We start from the raw sequence: 16561 nt of genomic DNA on the forward strand, positions 1-16561 counted from the left end.
TCGGCACGTCGAGAGCCCGGTTGAGGAAACCCTCGCAGCGCTCGAAGACCCGTTGGTCGCCGACGTCGACCGTCACGACGCCGGTGAACGACTGGCGGGTGACGGCGGCGTCGAATGCGGTGGGATCAATCACCATGCTTGATCCTTTCAGAGTCGGACCCTCGGTGGAAACCCTCGGACCCGCCTGCCATGTCCGGGTGCGTCGTTACGAATGCCACCTGCCACGAGGTGGTCAAGCCGATGCCGGACGCACGGATCTCGAGGTACCGCGACCTCGACGTGTCGGGCCACTGGCGGGCCCGGCCGGCCTTCGGCGACTGGGATTCTTACGGCGAGACACCGGAGCCGGGGGCTCCGGCTCTACACCACCAGGACGCTGAAGGCCGAGACGGTCACGAGCGCCAAGAGCGTCGAGACCGCCACGACGGCGGCGACCAGGTGCCCGTCGCCGTCGAACTCCTGCGACAGGGTGAACGTGGTCGCGCCGGTGGGCATGGCGGCGAGCAGCACCAAGACCGCGGTGAGCAGGCCGGTGGGGTCTGGAACGAACAGCTTGGCCGCCGCCCACGTCAGGAGCGGCAGGACCAGGAGCTTCGCCATGGCGATCGACACGATCGCCACCAGGGACGAACCACGGGTCCACACCTGCTTGACGGCCGGGCCGAGCGACAGGCCGATGGCGAAGAGTGCGACCGGGATCACGGCCTGCGCCAGCAGCGTGACCGGGACGGCCACCATCTCGGGCAGTTCCAGCCCGAGGCCGCGCACGATGAGCGCGGCCACCACGGAGATGACCGCGGGGTTGAGCGGGCCCGCCTTCAGCAGCGCCCGCCGCAGCCGCCCCGGCTGGGGTTTCCCCGCCGTCGCCAACGCCGGGTAACCCACCATGAAGATCAGGTTGTGCACCGTGGACGTCAACGCCATCGGCAGCGCGGCCCGCGGCCCGAGGACGCTCAGGATGAGTGGGAAGGCGAAGTAGCCCACGTTGCCGTAGCCCGCCGCCAGCGACAGCCTGCCCGCGATCGGCCGGAGCCCGGCCAAACGCGAGGCGAGGTAGACCAGGGCCGAGAACCCGAGGGTGACGACGAACGCCACCAGGAACAGGGAAACGGGAAGCCCGGCGCCCGACGGGGCCTCCACGATCGCGTCGAACAGGAACGCCGGCAGCGCGAACCAGTACACGAAGGAGTTCAGGCCGACGTCGGCCTTCCCGAACGCCTTGGCCCTGCTGGCCAGCAGCCCCAGCAGGATCAGCACGTACAGCGGCACGACAACCGCCAGCACCTCCGCCATGCTCCTCCCTTCGCTCCCCGCAAACCGCGACTGCCCGGCTCGTGTGGACCTTACCTTCCCCATCCTGGCGGCTCGTCTCGGCGGCGGGCAGAATGGCCGGCGTGACGAAGCGTGAACTGCTGGGTGTGGTGCTGGCCGCTGGCGAGGGGCGCCGGCTCCGGCCGCTCACCGACCTGCGGCCCAAGCCGCTGTGCCCGGTGGGGAACCGGCCCCTGCTCGACTGGGCGCTCGACCGGGTGCGCCCCCACGTCTCCCGGACGGCCGTCAACGCCTACCACCTCGCCGGCCAGATCGACTCCCACCTGCAAGGCACGGGGGTCACCGTGTCGCACGAGGCGGAGTTGCTCGGCAGCGCCGGCGCGCTGGGCCACCTGGCCGGCTGGGTCGGGGACGCCGACGTACTGCTGCACAACTCCGACAGCTGGCTCACCGACGACCTGTCCGAGCTCGTTGCCGGCTGGTCGGGCGAGTACCCGAGGCTCCTGGTGGCGGAGGCCGGCGACGGCCCGGCGGACTTCGGGCCGTGGCGCTTCGTCGGAGTCAGCCTGCTGCCCCACCGCTACGTGGCGGCCCTGCCGGATCGCTTCGCGGCCCTGTACCCCCTGGTGTGGGGGCCGGCGTTCGAGCGCGGCGAACTCGAGTTCGTGCGCGTGCGCGGCGACGTCGTCGACTGCGGCACACCGGCCGACTACCTCCGGGCGAACCTGCTGGCCAACGGCGGCCGCAGCGTGGTGGGCGACGGGGCCGTCGTTGAGGGCACGCTGATCGACAGCGTCGTCTGGCCGGCTTGCACGGTGGGGGCCGACGAGGTGCTGCGGCAGGCCGTCCGCGCCGACGGTGGGCTCACGGTGGACTGCCGATGACGGGGTTGTCGAGGCCCTCGCGGGACGCTGGGGGACCGGCGCCCGACCCGGCGGGAAACCCCGACGCTCTGACCCGACCGACCCGAACCGGGGGGCGGAGCCATCCTCGCAGGGCGGAGCCGTCGTCGCAGACTCGCGAGCCGCTTTCGCCGGCAACGGCCTGGGCGATTGCCGTGAGCCTGGGCGCGCTGGCCGCCGTCGCGAGTTGGCTGGCCAACCAAGTCATCGTCGGGTCCTTCGCCGACGCGCCGCGCCCCGACGACCTACTGTTCGGACTGCTGCCGTACGTGCGCCCCGCGCGCTGGCTCACCGTGGTGGCGCTGGTGGCGGGGCCGGCGGTGTTCCTCTGGGCGATCCTCCGCGCCGCCCCTTCGAGGCTGCCAGAGGTGCTGGCGGCCATTGCCCTGATGTATCTCCTCAGGGCCGGCATGATCGTCCTGACCCCCTTGGCTCCCGCCCAGGGCGAGGGTGTCTTCGTCTTCCCACCGCAGCAGTACGGCATGTTCCCCTCCGGCCATACGACTCTGCTCGCGCTGTTGGCGCTGCTGGTTCCGGAGGGCCCGGTCTGGGTGCGGTGGTTCCTGTGGTCGATGACCGCGGTCATGATCGCCGGTCTCCTCCTGGCGCGTGGCCACTACTCGATCGACGTCGCGGGCGGCCTGCTTCTGGCGTACTTCGTTGCCACTGCATGTGGACCGGGTCGGCTGTTCGCGCTGTTTGGGCGGTTCACTCGGCGTCGAACCACCCCCCTCCCCTAGGGTGAGGGCAACGGTCGAACGCCGTTGAAAAGGAGAGGAAGTCATGGTCTCCACCGGGGCACGACCCTTCAAGGGGCGGCGCGACGGCCGCTTGATCGAGGACCTTCCCGCCACTCGTCGAGTGGTTCCGCACCTCATGCCGACGCGGCTCGACGCGACCGTCTACTACCCGCAGCACCTCGACGTGGAACGGGTGATGACGTGGCTGGAAGAGGTCAACCGTGACCGCTCCCAACACGAGCGGATCCGGTTCTTCCACGTCATGCTCGCCTCCCTGGCGCGGTTGTTCCACCAACGCCCGGAGCTGAACAGGTTCATCTCCGGCCGCCGCACCTACGAGCACCGCGACATCTCCTTCGCGTTCACCGTCAAGAAGGCCTACACGGACGAGGCCGACGAGGTGCAGGCGAGAGTGACCTTCACCGGTGTCGAGACGGTGGAGGAGGTTCGCCTCAAGGTGGACGCAGCGCTGGGGCGGGCCCGCAACCACACGCGCAACGAGAGCGACATCCTGGTGTCGCAACTCGTCCGGCTACCAGGGCCGCTGCTCGCCGCCGTGGCGCAGGCCGTCTGGGCGCTCGATTCCGTCAACCTGCTCCCCAAGGTGTTGCAGGAGGCCATCCCCACCTACGCCAGCGCCTACCTGGTGAACATGGGCTCGCTCAACGCAGAGGCCCCGTTCCACCACCTGTATCGACGGGGAACCGCGGGCGTGTTCGTCTCCATCGGCACCATTCGCCCAGAGCCGGTGGTCGACGCGGACGGGGCCATCGTCGCTCGCAGACGCGTGGACGTCGTCTACACCGTCGACGAGCGGGTCACCGACGGCTTCTACCTGGTGCGGTCCGCCCACGTGTTGCAGCAGATGCTCGACGACCCGGCCGCGCTCTTGCGCCCAGCGGGCTCCCAACCGGCGCCTTGACCGTTGCTGGAGACCGGTCCCTGAGCCTGCCCCCGCGAGCTTGCGAGCCAGGCGGGTCGAAGGGCGGGTGAGCGCGTTCCGCCGCTCGACCCCGTCACTCCTTCGAATCAGGCAGGGAGGACGAAGACGTACATCAAGAGGAAATGCAGGAGCGCCGCTAAGGCTCCTCGCCGGCCGTCGAATCCCTTGGCGCAGACCTGCGAGTGGATCTGCTGACGCACCACCCGCCACCGGTCCACTGGACCCTCCATTCCGAAGCGTTCCACCGCCTGGACAGCCCGGTCCAGGCCTGCCCAGGCCATGACCTTGGAGTGGACGAATTGCCGACGTCCGCCGCGCATCTCCCACAGGGAGTCGTCCGGCTTCTGCCAGTGGTCCTCGAGATAGTCCAGCAGCGCCCGCTGCAGCTCCCACGCTTCCTCGACACCCGTCAGTCCGGCCAGTCGGGCCACGTGCAACCCGTCGAGAACCTCCCCCCACACATCGAGCTGGAACTGCTTCACAGCGGCATTGCCGATCCTCACCGGCGCCGAGCCCTCGTAGCCGGCCAGCCAGTCCAACCGGAGCTCAGTCAACCGACGGGTGCCATCGATGCCATACATGATCTGCAGATCCGCGGGGTCCCCGGCGACCGCCCGTAGCAGCCAGTCACGCCAGGCCCCGGCCTCCTTGACATATCCAGTGCCCAACAGGGCCTGGAGGGTGAAGGTCGCGTCCCGCAACCAGCAGTATCGGTAGTCCCAATTCCGCACCCCACCGATCTGCTCGGGCAACGACGTCGTCGCCGCCGCCATGATCCCACCGGTCGGGGCGTAGGTCAGGGCCTTGAGCAGCACCAGGGACCGGGTGACCGCCTCCGACCACCGCCCCTCGTAGTTGCTCTGGGCCGCCCAGTCCGTCCAGAACCGCTCGGTGTCCTTGATCCCGCGCAGAGCGTCGAGGCGGGCGGGGCGATTCTGGTGGGACGGATGGTAGGTCAGCACGAAGGGCACTCGGTCGCCGGCGGCCACCTCGAACTCGGCGACCGTGGACAGGTGCTCTCCATGCACTGGGACGGGGGTGTCCAGCCACACCGCGTCCGGGCCGGCGATGGCCGAGAGCAGGTGACCGTGGCGGGTCACCCACGGGACGATATGGCCATAGTCGAACCGCAGGCGGAGGTCCATGCGCATCGACACCCTCCCCCGGACTCCCTCCACCACGCGGACCACGTCCGTGACCCGGTCACGCAAAAGCATCGCGTCCACCACCCGGACCGTCCCCTCGGGGGTGCCCCACTCCGTCTCCAACACCAGGGTGTCACCCCGGTAACGCCGCCGGAGGCACGATCCGCCACCCGCAGGCGCGATCTGCCAGAAGCCGGCCTCCTCGTCCCCCAGTAACCGAGCGAAGCACACCGGCGAATCGAACCGCGGCATGCAGAGCCAGTCGATCGACCCGTTACGGCCCACCAGCGCCATGGTATGGAGGTCGCCGATGACCCCGTAATCTTCAATGCGCTGGACCGTCATCGTCTACCCCCATGGACGCGCCCGGCATCCGACAGGGTCCGCGGCGCGGGCGATGGGCACGCCGGTGCGCACTCGATGCAGGTAAGGACCAGCATGACGGAAGTACGGTCTCCACCGCGCGAGGACTCCCGGTCTGTCCCGCCGCAGAGGCCAACGGGCAGCCCGAGGCTGAATGCGGCCTTCACCGCTGCGCCCGCCCAACCAGATCGTCCTTCACCGTCACGATGACTTGCCCTCCCGCCGTACCGAGGCCCCGGCCACTCACGCTGGTCAGTGTCAGCGCCACACAACCCACGGTCGCTTGGGCTCAGTGTCCCAGCCCCAACCGGGCGCCACAAGGGCTTCCCTCCCCGGGGATGCCGCTGTCATCCTCGCGTTGGGGCGCCTGATCCAGCCTTGACCTGGGGGTCGCCGTCGGGCGGCTCACGGTCGAGGGCTGGCCAGTGACGAGCCACTAGATTTGGCAGCGAGGAGGCGGACGCTATGGACTACACGCGTTTGGGTCGCACCGGGTTGCGGGTGAGCAGGGTAGGGCTCGGCTGCATGAGCTACGGCAAAGCCGGGGCAGGGATGCATCAGTGGACGCTGGATGAGGACGCCGCTGCGCCGTTCTTCAGGCAGGCGGTCGAGCTCGGGGTCACATTCTGGGACACGGCCAACGTCTACCAAGGGGGCACCTCCGAGGAGTTCGTCGGCCGAGCCATCAAGAGATACTCCCGACGCGAGGACATCGTGCTGGCCACCAAGGTGTGGGGCAAGATGCACGACGGACCCGGCGGCAGCGGCCTGTCCCGCACAGCAATCCTCGAACAGGTCGACGCCTCCCTGCGCAGGCTCGACACCGACTACATCGACGTCTACTACATCCACCGGTTCGACGACGAGGTGCCCGTCGACGAGACGATGGAAGCACTGCACGACGTCTGAGAGCGGGCAAGGTCCGCTACCTCGGCGCCTCCTCGATGTGGGCCTGGCAGTTCGCCAAACTCCAGGAGGCAGCCCGCCGCCATGGCTGGACCGCGTTCGCCGCGATGGAGGACCAGTACAACCTCCTCAAGCGCGAAGAAGAACGGGACATGATCCCCATGTGCCTCGACCAAGGGGTCGGACTCACCCCCTACTCGCCGCTGGCAAAGGGACGCGCCGCACGTCCCTGGGGGGAACAGACCGCCCGGTCAGCCTCCGACACGGTCGCTTCCGCATTCGACCGGGACACGGACGTGGCCGTGGTGGACGCCATCGAGAGCGTCGCGCGCGGCCGTGGCGTGCCCATGGCTCAAGTCGCGCTGGCATGGGTGCTGTCCAAACCTGTGGTTGCCTGCCCCATCGTCGGGGCCACCAAACCGCACCACCTGACAGACGCAGTCGCTGCCCTCGACGTGAAGCTCACCACGGACGAGGCCAACGCCCTCGAAGACCCATACCGCCCCCAGGACAACTACTGGTGGTGAGCACGCCCAGAGCATCTCAGCACCTTAGATGTCGCGGCGGTGGCCGACGGTAACAGCCATGCCACCCAGGATGACTGCTGCAACAGCCGAAACGCACAACTCAGCTGGGAGAAGGACCCGGCCCAGACGAAGTACCCTCGTGTGCGTGACAGAGCTCTCCGATCCCCTCGTCTTTCCGCACGGGCCCGCTTGGCGCAACCGACTGGCGCTGGCCCCCCTGACGAACAAGCAGTCCCATCCCGACGGCACCCTCTCGGACGACGAGATCCGGTGGCTGCTCGCGCGCGGGAGGCACGGCTTCGGCATGACGATGACCGCCGCGGCCTACGTCGCGCTCGCCGGGAAGGCGTGGCAGGGGCAGTTGGGGATCAGCGACGACGCGCATCTCCCCGGCCTCACCCGGCTGGCTGATGGCCTCCGCGATACGGGGACCGTCGCGATTGTCCAGCTCCATCACGGCGGTACACAGGCCAACCCCTCAGCCTCCGGTGAGGAGCGCGTCGGACCCTACGCAGACGCCGACCACGGCGCGCGTGCACTGACCACCGACGAGGTGCGACGAGCCGTCGACGACTTCGCCGCCGCCGCCGTCCGCGCCGAACGCGCCGGCTTCCACGGGGTGCAACTCCACGGCGCCCATGGCTACCTGCTCTGCGAGTTCCTGAGTTCACGCAACGTCCGCGACGACGGTTATGGCGGTGACCTGGAGGGAAAGGCGCGCATCATCCGTGAGGCCATCGCCGCGATCCGGGCGGCCACGTCGTCAGACTTCCACTTAGGGCTGCGGATCTCCACCGAACGACTAGGTCTCGACACCGACGAGATGGCGGAGCTCAGCGCCCAACTCATGTCCGAGGGCAACCTGGACCACCTGGAACTGTCCCTGTGGGACGTCACGAAGCTCCCCGAGGATGCCGAGCCAGGGGCGGCGCCCTTGCTCAGCCACTTCATCGATCTCCCCCGCGGCTCCACCCGTCTGGGGGTCGCCGGCAAAGTGGGCAGCGGACCGGCTGCCGTGGCGGCGCTGGCCACGGGCGCCGATTTCGTCACCATCGGCCGGGCGGCTGTGGCCGACCAGCGGATCGCGGAGCGGATCCTGGCGGACCCCGACTACCCCGGACCCGCCTTCCCGGTGACCAAGGACGTCCTCCGCGACAACTGCGTGGGCGAGGCGTTCGTCGACTACTTCTCGACCGGGTGGCCGCACCTGGTCGCGGGCTGAATCAGGGCATAGCGGAGGCCACCCCGGCCGAGCTGAGGCGCTGAACCTCACCCCGTCACCCCGGCCGACACGCCGCACGGGTTACCATCGATGGTGGGGCCTCCGAAGGGGGACGCGGTGATAACTGAACATGGCAGTGCGACGGCGCTTGGCCGCGCCCACGCGGAGGTCCTGACCACCACGCGCAGGGGCAGTCCTGTCAACCTGCCGGCCCGTTTCCCCGAACTCCTTCGGACGCTACGCGCGGCCCGATCGGCGCTCTCCAGCGATGGGGCGAAGACGCCCTCGTCGGGGTCGGAGTGGTTCCTCGACAACTACTACCTGATCGAACAGGCCCTCGGCCAGGTGCGGCAGGACCTGCCTGCGGTGTATTACCGGGAGCTGCCGTGGCTGGCCAGGGGAGGTGGCGCAACGTGCCCCCCGAGGACCCTCGCACTGGCCGAGGCCCTCCTCGGCGCCGACGAGCTCCAGCTCGATCCGGAGCAGCTGTTCGGCTTCGTGGATCTATATCAGCAGCACAGCGTCCTGACCCAGGGGGACGTGTGGGCGTTGCCCACCATGCTGCGGGTGGTGCTGCTGCAGGCGATCATCGGGGCCGCATCGCGGCTCGCAGGGCTCCCCGCGGCGAGGAACGCGCCACCCGTCGCAGATCCGCCCCGAGGCGAGGACGACGACGACATCATGGCCACCGCGGTGGTCAGCCTGCGCAAGCTCGACAGGTGGGGGTCGAGCCAGGCGCAGATCAGCCATCATCCCGGCCGCGACCCGAACACCTACGCAGTCCATCACGAGACACCGGAAGTCCCCGGCGATGACCACTAAGGCCCGTCAGAGCGCCCACACTTCGCCGTGGGCACCCCGGGACGTGGTGAAACAAACCGTCCTCAGATAGACTTATCGGGATACATTTTGTTTTAGACAAGGAGGGCACCGGGCATGGCACTACTCACACCCGCCACCGCGCGGCAGCAGGGGATGTCCCGAAGCACCCTCCACCGTGCCGCCCGCGACGGCAAACTGGAACGCATCGCACGTGGAATCTACCTGCCCGCCGACGCCAACACCGCGGACTGGGAATGGATCGAAGCCGCCAGCCGGCGCCCAGAAGCCACGATCTGCCTCACCTCCGCCCTGGCCCTCCACGACCTCACCGACGAAATCCCCGCCACGCTCAACGTGGCCATATACCGAGAAGCGCGCATCCCAGCTGGCACCTCAGCAATCAGCTGGCACCGCTTCCACACGGCAACCTTCGATCTGGGACGAGAAGAGGTCCCGATCCCCGGCACAGACCAGAGGATCGGGCTCTACACCCCCGAGCGATCCATCGTCGACGCTTTCCGGCTGAGAGGCACGATCGGCTACGAACTCCCCCTGGAAGCCCTCAAAGAGTGGCTCCGCCGCGGAGGCAAGCCCAACCGCCTCATCGCACTCGCAAGGCAACTCCCCCGCTCGCAGGGTCCCCTCATCGCCGCCTTGGAGACGCTGACATGACCACCGGCCAAGACGTGCTGCGGAAGCTGAGAGCTGCAGCTCGTTCGACGGCGGACAAGACTGGCCAGCCAGCGTCCACGCAGGAGCTTCTGACTCGGCATCTCCTTGAATCATTCCTCGACAGGCTCAGCCGGACCGAGCACGCCCCAGACTTCATCCTGAAGGGCGGCATCCTGCTCACCGCCTATGGAGCGCGCCGCCCCACCAAGGACATCGACGCCAACGCGGTGGGCGCCGACGTCACAGCAGAGCACCTGTCCACCGTCGTCAGGGACGCCGCGGCCGCTGACGCGCCCGACGGAGTCGAGATCCACCCCGACACGATCACGATCCAGGAGATCCGCGAAGAGGGCGACTACCCCGGCTTCCGCCTCCGAACCCAAGCATCTATCGCAACCTGGGCTGGAACCCTCACCTGGGACGTGTCCACAGGCGACCCGGTGGTTCCCCCACCTCAGCTCGTTAAGATCCCCCGCGTCATCGGCGAACCCATCGAAGTGCTGGGATACGCGGCCGAGACATCCATCGCAGAGAAGGGCGTGACCATTCTCGAGCGAGGCATCACCAGCACTCGTTGGCGCGACTACATCGACATTGTGCAACTCGCTCAGGCCGGCGTCGATGTGGCCGCACTGCGCAGGGCGGCGGAAGCCGTCGCCCAGTACCGCAAGGTCACCCTGGAGCCCATCAGCCGTCACCTCGAGGGCTACGGCGCTGTCGGCCAGGTCAAATGGGCCGCCTGGCGACGCAGCCAGCGCCTCGAAGCGGTCTCGGAGGCGCTGCTCGACGATCAGGTCGCCTTGGTCGCAGCACTCCTTGACCCTATCTTCGGCACCGAGCCGCCCTCGATCTGACCGGTCTGTGCCACGAAGCCGAGTCCCGCAATTCCGGTCAACCGGCCAGGGTCTTGAGGCCGCCGGCGCTAGCAAGCACGAGCTCGTCCAGCTCATCCAGGTCCACCATCACCCGGCGTCCCACCCGGTACCGAATCAGCGAACCGTCGCTGAAGCGGCGGGTCAGGGTCTTGGGATGGACGCTGATGTACTCGGCAGCCTCCTTCAGCGAGGCCCAACGCCGGGCCCCGGCCTTCGACGTGCGGGCAGAGCTGTTACGGGTGCTCATCTAAGGATCCTCTCGCTCATACCCCTATGAACCCCAGCCGGGCGCGCCCACCGCGAGGATTCGGCCCCATCTCATGCCACGACCACGGTGAGGCCCTTGAGGGCTTCGTCCTGCTTGGTGCCAACGCTCTCCACTCGGCGTGGAAAGACGCGGCTGTAGACCTCGAGCGCCATGCGGGAATCGCTCCAACCGAGCAGGAGCATGACTTCCGCGATCGTGTACCCCTCGCTGAAGAGCCACGCGGCGTACGAAGCACGAAGGTCGTGCAGCGTGATGTGGTCCTCCTTCGGCACCGGAAGACCCTTCCGCCACAACCGGCGCCGCTCCGCCTCCGGGGTCCGCAGCCCCATATTGGCCAGTGCCCTGTTATGACGCCGGTCGGCCTCGGCAGGCCCCATCGGCTTGCCATTTCCGACGGTGAACACGAGCTGCTCAGGCGACCGTGGGTGCAACGCCAGGTGATCCTGCAGGATCGTCACCAAGGTGGTCGACATGGGCAGCGAGCGGATGCCAGCCGACGTCTTGGGAACTTTCACACCCACGCGGTAAGCATCGCCGTCCTTGCCGTACTCGACGGCTTGGCGAATGTAGATGCGCTGCCCCTCCAGATCGAGATCCATTCGACGCAGACCTCGGACCTCGCCCGATCTCAACCCGCCTAACGCCACCGTCGCCAGCATCGCCACGTGCTGAGGCTCGGCGGCCTGGAGGTAGCGTCGTACGTCGTCCAGATCGAACACGTGACGCTGCTCCATCGCTTTCGTCTGGCGCGGGATACTCACGCCGGCGGCCGGGTTCTTCTCGATCCAGCCCCAGTGCGTGGCCTTGGTCAGCAACTCGTTGAAGAGGGCCAGGCTGGATCGGTCGCGACGCCGCTCCCCGCTGAGCGGCCCCTGACGCCACTGCCACACGTCATCATGGGTGATGGTCTTCACGTCACGCTCGGCCCCCCAGTGGGGCACGATCCGCAAACGCCAATCCTGCTCATACGCGGTGAGCGTGGACAGAGCCAACGGCCGCGGGCGCTGGGCCAGGAACCGGTCATAGGTCTCCTGAAGGGTTCGCTCCTTCGGCCGCCGAGCCACCTCCTCTTCAGGCGACAACCATTCGCCTCGCTCGATGGCCCGCTCCTGCATCCTGAGCCAATGCTCCGCGTCGCTCTTGTGCGAGAAGGTCACTGGTGCCGTCACACGTCTACCCCGGTCATGGGGATGCACGAACGACGCCTGATACCGCTGGCTTGGCAGCTTCCGGACTAGTCCAAAACGTCTCATGGCTTCAGGAACCCGCCCCTGACACCCCCAGCGCGTGCATCGAACGTGCAATCTGAAAGCTCTCTTGTGTCCCTCTGAGGGCACTTGAGTCCGAGGTGAAACATACAAACTCCCTAGTCAAGGGCGTTTGACTAGGGAGTTCAGCTGTGGAGCATAGGGGACTCGAACCCCTAACTTCCACCTTGCAAAGGTGGCACTCTACCAATTGAGTTAATGCCCCGAAGTGCGCGTGGCAAGTATAGGGGCACTTCCGGCCGACAACCAAAGCTGCGACGGCGGGGCCACCGGCTGGTGGAGAGGCCACCCATCCCGGCCACGCCGGATCCAGATCTGAGGTGGAGGACGGCCCCAGATCTAGATTTGGGGCCACCTAGATTTGAGGCCACCCGGCCTCAGGAGCCAGGGCCCAGGGGCAGAAGCGTCAGACGATGTCCTCGGCCTTCTCCCGCTCCGCAGATGCGGCCTCGTCGGTGCTCTGCTCTTCCGCAGCGAGCTCGGCCGCGATCCGCGCCCGGTAGTTCGCCTTCTCGGCCTCGGTCTTCTCGGCGTCCCAGCCCAGAGCGGCAGCCGCGACCTCGGCGACCTCGTCGACGGCCGCGCCACCGCGGTCACGCGCCTCGGAATTGAGGCGCACCCGGGCGATGAAGATGTCCTCCAGGTGCAGCGCGCCCTCGACGGTGCAGGCGCGGTGCACCTCGGCGCGCAAGAACTGCGGCGCCGCCGCGAGGGGCTCACCCAAGGTGGGGTCGTCGTCGATGGTGGCCAGGAGTTCCGGCAGCTCAGAGCCGTAGCGCGACAAGAGGTGCTGCAACCGGTCCGCGTCGAACCCGTACTTGGCGCCCAGGCGCCCCGCCTGGTTGCGCACGGCGTCGAGACCGTCGGCACCCAGCAGCGGGAGGTCGAACGTCACCGACCGACGGGTCTTGGCGTCGGACTCCCCCAGAGCGAAGTCCACGGCGTCCTCAGCCATCACGCGGTAGGTGGTCAACTTGCCACCGGCGATGGTGACCATGCCCGGGATGACCTCGGTGACGGTGTGTTCGCGGGAGACCTTCGTCGACTTCGACTCGTCCAGCACCTTCGGCTGCAGCAACGGCCGGAGGCCGGCGTAGGTGCCGATGATGTCGTCGCGGGTCAGCGGGCGGGCCAACACCTCGTTGGCGTGGGCCAGCACGTAGTCGATGTCGGCCGAGGTCGGCACCGGGTGCTTCAACTGCTCGTGCCAGGCGGTGTCGGTGGTGCCGATCACCCAGTAGTGCTGCCACGGGATGATGAACAGCACAGACTTCTCGGTGCGCAGGAACATGCCGGCCTTCGCCTTGATCCGCTCGCGCGGGATCACGATGTGGATGCCCTTGGACGCCAGCACCTTCAGGCCGCCGGTGCCTCCGGCCATGTCCTGGGTCTCTTCGGTCCACACGCCGGTGGCGTTGATGATGCGCTTGGCCTTGATGGTCAGCTCGTCGCCGTTCTCCAGGTCCACCGCCTTCACACCGCTGGCGTGGCCCCGGTCATCCTTGAGGATGTCGGTGACCCGGACGCGGCTTGCAGCCTCGGCGCCGAACTTGGCGGCGGTGCGGATCAGCGTGATGACCAGGCGCGCGTCGTCGACCCGGGCGTCGTAGAACTCGATGGCGCCGGTGAGCGCCGACGGCTTGATGTCGGGGAAGTGGCGCATGGCGCCCTTCTTGGAGAGGTGCTTCTGCAACGGCACGGTCTTCTTGAACCCGGCACCGATGACGGCCAGCGCGTCATACATCCCCACGCCGACGGCGGAGTAGGCCCGCTCGATCACCGGCGTCTTCAGCGGCCACAGGAACGGCTGGGCCTCGACGAGGTGCGGAGCGATCACGGTGAGCAGTCGGCCGCGCTCCTTAAGCGCCTCCGCCACCAGCTTGAAGTCCAGGTTGTAGAGGTAGCGCAGGCCGCCGTGCACCAACCGCGACGACCGCGATGACGTGCCCGAGGCCCAGTCCTGTCCCTCGATGACGGCGGTGCGCAGGCCTCGCGCGGCTGCGTCCAGCGCGATACCTGCACCCGTCACACCGCCGCCGATCACAAGGACGTCGAAGGTTTCTGACGACATGGCCGACAACGAGGCGGCACGCTGTTGGGGGGTCAAGACAGTCATGAGGGCTCCTTTGCTCCTGCCCAGCTTCACCCGGCTGCACGATGTTTGCAACATCGGTGCACGTTTGTGCACGCAGCGCTCTAGGATGGGGGAGGGGTTGCACCACTGTCGTCGGCAAACCCCGCTGAGGAGGGGGAACGCATGGCGGAGGCAACAACCGAGACGTTGCTCAGGGTGGCGCAGATGTACTACGTCCAATCAGAGACGATGGACGCCATCGCCCACCTGATGGGCGTGTCACGCTCCACCGTCTCCCGGCTCCTGAAGGAGGCCCGCGACCGTGGCCTGGTGCGCATCTCCATCACGGATCCCAACCGCCCGCTGAGCCGGATCGCAGAGCTCTTCCGCAAGCACCTCAACGTCGACGCCCACCTGGTGCAGGTCCGTTCCGGGGCGAGCAACATCTTCCGCCTCGACCAGGTCGCCCGGCTGGCCGCCAGCGTCGTCAGCGATGCGGTGACCGACGGCGACATCGTCGGCGTGGCCTGGGGCACCACCACCTCGGCGATCGCGGCCCACCTGAAGCCCCTGGAAGTGAGCGGCGTCACCGTGATCGGGCTCAACGGCGGCGCCAACTCCCAGACCACCGGGCTGCCCTACGTCGGCAATATCCTCCACCGGTTCGCCAACGCGTTCCGTGCACAGGAGCAACTGATGGCACTCCCCGCCTTCTTCGACGACCCGCGCACCCGCGAGGCGATGTGGCGCGAGCGCTCAACCCGCCACATCCTCGCGGTGCGCGCCGAGTGCAGCGTCGCGCTCTTCGGCGTCGGGGGCCTCGACGCCGAACTGCAGAGCCACGTCTACGCCTCCAACTACCTCAGCAGGGAAGACCTCGACTCCCTGGTGCGCGACGGGGTGGTCGGCGACATCTGCACCGTCATGCTGCGCGAGGACGGGTCCTACCGTGACCTGGAGATCAACCGTCGTGCCACCGGCATGACCCCGGTCGAGCTGCAGCGCATTCCCCGTCGGATCTGTGTCGTCAGTGGCCTGGCGAAGGCGGCCCCCGTGCTGGGAGCCTTGCGCGCGGGCGTGGCCACCGACCTGGTCATCGACGAGGACACCGCCCGGGCCGTACTGCACAGGATGAACCCCTCGCTCAGGCTGACATGAACAGGACATGGGCGGTGTGAAACCCTCCGCTTTTCTTCTGCATGCCACGACGGCGTTACCCTGTGCAGCATGTCCGATTTCATCCTCACCGACGTGACCGATGGCATCGCCCGCATCACCCTGAACCGTCCGAAGGCGATCAACGCCCTGACGGCCGAGATGATGACGGCGATGTACGAGGCGCTCACGCAGTGGCACCACGACGACGACGTGACCGCCGTCGAGATCGCCGGGGCCGGCGACCGCGGCTTCTGCGCCGGCGCTGACGTGCGCGCACTGTCCGCCGTCGTGGCACAGGGCGGGTCCTTCCTGACCTTCCTTGAGACCGAGTACGCCCTCGACATGCTCATCGCCAACTACCCCAAGCCCGTGACCAGCTTCATGCGCGGCATCACCATGGGTGGTGGCCTGGGCCTCGGTGGTCACGCGGATCGTCGCATCGTCTACGCCGACACGGTCATGGCCATGCCGGAAACCAAGATCGGCTTCTTCCCCGACGTCGGCATGATGCTGCACCTGGCGCGCGCACGGGCGGTGGGCCGCCACGTCGCTCTCACGGCCGCCACGTTCACCGGCGGCGACGCTCTCCTGCTGAACCTCGCCGACGAATCAGCCGACGGCCCGCTGCCCGCCCCGTTGTTCGACGCCGCGTGGATCCAGGAGTGCTACGAATCCGACGATCCGGTGCAGATCGCGCGCATGCTGGAGTCGCATCCGGACGAGGCCGCCCAGCAGGCCGCACGCGAACTGCGCGCCCGCTCCCCCTTCGCCGTGCACGTGGCCATGCGGGCGTTGCTCCGCGCCGAGCGGCTCGGGCTCAGCGAGGTCCTCGACCAGGATCTCCGTCTGGCCGAGTCGGTGCTCACCGTTGACTTCGTCGAAGGTGTCCGCGCGCTGCTGGTCGACAAGGACAACAACCCGCAGTGGAGATGGAAGACTCTCGAAGAGGTGCCTCAAGAGGCGGTCGACGCCGTCTTCGCGTACCGCTCCAGCTGGAACTACTGACCCCCTGACAGAGAAACGGCCCGTCGCGTGACGGGCCGTTTCTCTCGCTTTTTGGTCAGGGGCGCGGCCTGCGGAGCGCCATGGCGACATTGACGAGTACGATGCCCGTCCACACGAGCAGCATGCCGAGGAAGCCCGACATCGATCCTGAGATTGCAGTCAGCGGAATGGCCATGACCAGGGACACGATGCCCACGGCGATCCGTCCGCTCTGACCAGCCCTGGCAGCTTCGGCCTCCTGCCGGCTGGCCACCATCTCCGCCTGGAAGCGCCGCTCCACGGTGGCCTCGATCTTGCGGGCCAGCGAATCCACGAGGGCCGGCTCGATGTCGGCCCCCATCTCCTTGCGGACCCCGAGCGCGGCGTGCAGGTCTTCGCGAGACAGTTCTTCAGACATGC

The 16561-nt window shown here is 67.9% G+C and carries 17 protein-coding genes and 1 tRNA gene; 11 read left to right on the forward strand and 7 right to left on the reverse strand.

From position 1 onward, the window contains the following. Positions 1–360: 360 nt before the first annotated feature. Positions 361–1293: an AEC family transporter gene (locus tag ACX1DX_RS10320; RefSeq protein WP_459396537.1), complete on the reverse strand. Its 933-nt coding sequence runs from the start codon at positions 1291–1293 to the stop codon at positions 361–363. A gap of 101 nt (positions 1294–1394) precedes the next feature. Between ACX1DX_RS10320 and ACX1DX_RS10325 the strand changes: the two genes are divergently transcribed. The 3 genes from ACX1DX_RS10325 (at position 1395) to ACX1DX_RS10335 (ending at position 3836) form a co-directional block, all read left to right on the forward strand. Next, on the forward strand, positions 1395–2156 hold the full coding sequence (locus ACX1DX_RS10325; RefSeq protein ID WP_459396538.1) for a nucleotidyltransferase family protein: 762 nt from the start codon (positions 1395–1397) through the stop codon (positions 2154–2156). Positions 2157–2329: 173 nt separating this feature from the next. Further along, entirely contained in the window at positions 2330–2914 is a 585-nt protein-coding gene (locus ACX1DX_RS10330) for a phosphatase PAP2-related protein (protein WP_459396539.1), read from the forward strand. 43 nt (positions 2915–2957) lie between these two features. Beyond that, positions 2958–3836, forward strand: a complete 879-nt coding sequence (locus ACX1DX_RS10335; RefSeq protein WP_459396540.1) for a 2-oxo acid dehydrogenase subunit E2 — start codon at positions 2958–2960, stop codon at positions 3834–3836. A gap of 107 nt (positions 3837–3943) precedes the next feature. Here ACX1DX_RS10335 and ACX1DX_RS10340 read toward each other — a convergent pair whose 3' ends face one another. Then, positions 3944–5347: a glycoside hydrolase family 15 protein gene (locus ACX1DX_RS10340; RefSeq protein WP_459396541.1), complete on the reverse strand. Its 1404-nt coding sequence runs from the start codon at positions 5345–5347 to the stop codon at positions 3944–3946. A 483-nt stretch (positions 5348–5830) separates the two neighbouring features. Between ACX1DX_RS10340 and ACX1DX_RS10345 the strand changes: the two genes are divergently transcribed. The 6 genes from ACX1DX_RS10345 to ACX1DX_RS10370 all read left to right on the forward strand — a co-directional run bounded on the left by ACX1DX_RS10345 (position 5831) and on the right by ACX1DX_RS10370 (position 10368). Next, positions 5831–6274, forward strand: coding sequence for an aldo/keto reductase (locus ACX1DX_RS10345; RefSeq protein WP_459396542.1), 444 nt, complete (start codon positions 5831–5833; stop codon positions 6272–6274). A 35-nt stretch (positions 6275–6309) separates the two neighbouring features. Further along, positions 6310–6798: an aldo/keto reductase gene (locus ACX1DX_RS10350; RefSeq protein ID WP_459396543.1), complete on the forward strand. Its 489-nt coding sequence runs from the start codon at positions 6310–6312 to the stop codon at positions 6796–6798. A 145-nt stretch (positions 6799–6943) separates the two neighbouring features. Further along, on the forward strand, positions 6944–8020 hold the full coding sequence (locus ACX1DX_RS10355) for an oxidoreductase (RefSeq protein ID WP_459396544.1): 1077 nt from the start codon (positions 6944–6946) through the stop codon (positions 8018–8020). Positions 8021–8137: 117 nt separating this feature from the next. After that, entirely contained in the window at positions 8138–8842 is a 705-nt protein-coding gene (locus tag ACX1DX_RS10360; protein ID WP_459396545.1) for a hypothetical protein, read from the forward strand. Between the two features lie 114 nt (positions 8843–8956). Further along, positions 8957–9514, forward strand: coding sequence for a type IV toxin-antitoxin system AbiEi family antitoxin domain-containing protein (locus ACX1DX_RS10365; protein WP_459396546.1), 558 nt, complete (start codon positions 8957–8959; stop codon positions 9512–9514). Beyond that, a complete protein-coding gene (locus ACX1DX_RS10370; protein WP_459396547.1) occupies positions 9511–10368 on the forward strand; it encodes a nucleotidyl transferase AbiEii/AbiGii toxin family protein in 858 nt (285 codons plus the stop codon). The genes ACX1DX_RS10365 and ACX1DX_RS10370 overlap by 4 nt, the downstream gene beginning before the upstream one ends. Positions 10369–10405: 37 nt before the next feature. Here the strand turns inward: ACX1DX_RS10370 and ACX1DX_RS10375 are convergent, their stop codons facing one another. The 4 genes from ACX1DX_RS10375 to ACX1DX_RS10390 all read right to left on the reverse strand — a co-directional run bounded on the left by ACX1DX_RS10375 (position 10406) and on the right by ACX1DX_RS10390 (position 14041). After that, complete coding sequence (locus ACX1DX_RS10375) at positions 10406–10636, reverse strand: helix-turn-helix domain-containing protein (protein WP_459396548.1); 231 nt, start codon at positions 10634–10636, stop codon at positions 10406–10408. 71 nt (positions 10637–10707) lie between these two features. Beyond that, positions 10708–11910: a site-specific integrase gene (locus ACX1DX_RS10380; RefSeq protein WP_527252158.1), complete on the reverse strand. Its 1203-nt coding sequence runs from the start codon at positions 11908–11910 to the stop codon at positions 10708–10710. 147 nt (positions 11911–12057) lie between these two features. Next, a tRNA-Ala gene (locus ACX1DX_RS10385) sits at positions 12058–12130 on the reverse strand. A 201-nt stretch (positions 12131–12331) separates the two neighbouring features. Further along, positions 12332–14041, reverse strand: a complete 1710-nt coding sequence (locus ACX1DX_RS10390; protein WP_459396550.1) for a glycerol-3-phosphate dehydrogenase/oxidase — start codon at positions 14039–14041, stop codon at positions 12332–12334. A 141-nt stretch (positions 14042–14182) separates the two neighbouring features. Between ACX1DX_RS10390 and ACX1DX_RS10395 the strand changes: the two genes are divergently transcribed. Then, entirely contained in the window at positions 14183–15157 is a 975-nt protein-coding gene (locus tag ACX1DX_RS10395) for a sugar-binding transcriptional regulator (protein WP_459396551.1), read from the forward strand. 69 nt (positions 15158–15226) lie between these two features. Further along, positions 15227–16162 (forward strand): enoyl-CoA hydratase/isomerase family protein, encoded by a 936-nt coding sequence (locus ACX1DX_RS10400; protein WP_459396552.1) that lies wholly within the window; start codon positions 15227–15229, stop codon positions 16160–16162. A 55-nt stretch (positions 16163–16217) separates the two neighbouring features. Here the strand turns inward: ACX1DX_RS10400 and ACX1DX_RS10405 are convergent, their stop codons facing one another. Further along, positions 16218–16559, reverse strand: a complete 342-nt coding sequence (locus tag ACX1DX_RS10405) for a hypothetical protein (RefSeq protein ID WP_076061672.1) — start codon at positions 16557–16559, stop codon at positions 16218–16220. Between the last annotated feature and the right edge of the window lie 2 nt (positions 16560–16561).

The organism is Tessaracoccus zhenghani (assembly GCF_054552775.1).

Bases quoted from the DNA above. Each gene is read 5' to 3' on its own strand.
- ACX1DX_RS10380 (WP_527252158.1), bottom strand. From the start codon at position 11,910: ATGAGACGTTTTGGACTAGTCCGGAAGCTGCCAAGCCAGCGGTATCAG.
- ACX1DX_RS10395 (WP_459396551.1), top strand. From the start codon at position 14,183: ATGGCGGAGGCAACAACCGAGACGTTGCTCAGGGTGGCGCAGATGTAC.
- ACX1DX_RS10320 (WP_459396537.1), bottom strand. From the start codon at position 1,293: ATGGCGGAGGTGCTGGCGGTTGTCGTGCCGCTGTACGTGCTGATCCTG.
- ACX1DX_RS10335 (WP_459396540.1), top strand. From the start codon at position 2,958: ATGGTCTCCACCGGGGCACGACCCTTCAAGGGGCGGCGCGACGGCCGC.
- ACX1DX_RS10345 (WP_459396542.1), top strand. From the start codon at position 5,831: ATGGACTACACGCGTTTGGGTCGCACCGGGTTGCGGGTGAGCAGGGTA.
- ACX1DX_RS10375 (WP_459396548.1), bottom strand. From the start codon at position 10,636: ATGAGCACCCGTAACAGCTCTGCCCGCACGTCGAAGGCCGGGGCCCGG.
- ACX1DX_RS10400 (WP_459396552.1), top strand. From the start codon at position 15,227: ATGTCCGATTTCATCCTCACCGACGTGACCGATGGCATCGCCCGCATC.
- ACX1DX_RS10340 (WP_459396541.1), bottom strand. From the start codon at position 5,347: ATGACGGTCCAGCGCATTGAAGATTACGGGGTCATCGGCGACCTCCAT.
- ACX1DX_RS10405 (WP_076061672.1), bottom strand. From the start codon at position 16,559: ATGTCTGAAGAACTGTCTCGCGAAGACCTGCACGCCGCGCTCGGGGTC.
- ACX1DX_RS10370 (WP_459396547.1), top strand. From the start codon at position 9,511: ATGACCACCGGCCAAGACGTGCTGCGGAAGCTGAGAGCTGCAGCTCGT.
- ACX1DX_RS10390 (WP_459396550.1), bottom strand. From the start codon at position 14,041: ATGACTGTCTTGACCCCCCAACAGCGTGCCGCCTCGTTGTCGGCCATG.
- ACX1DX_RS10350 (WP_459396543.1), top strand. From the start codon at position 6,310: ATGTGGGCCTGGCAGTTCGCCAAACTCCAGGAGGCAGCCCGCCGCCAT.
- ACX1DX_RS10365 (WP_459396546.1), top strand. From the start codon at position 8,957: ATGGCACTACTCACACCCGCCACCGCGCGGCAGCAGGGGATGTCCCGA.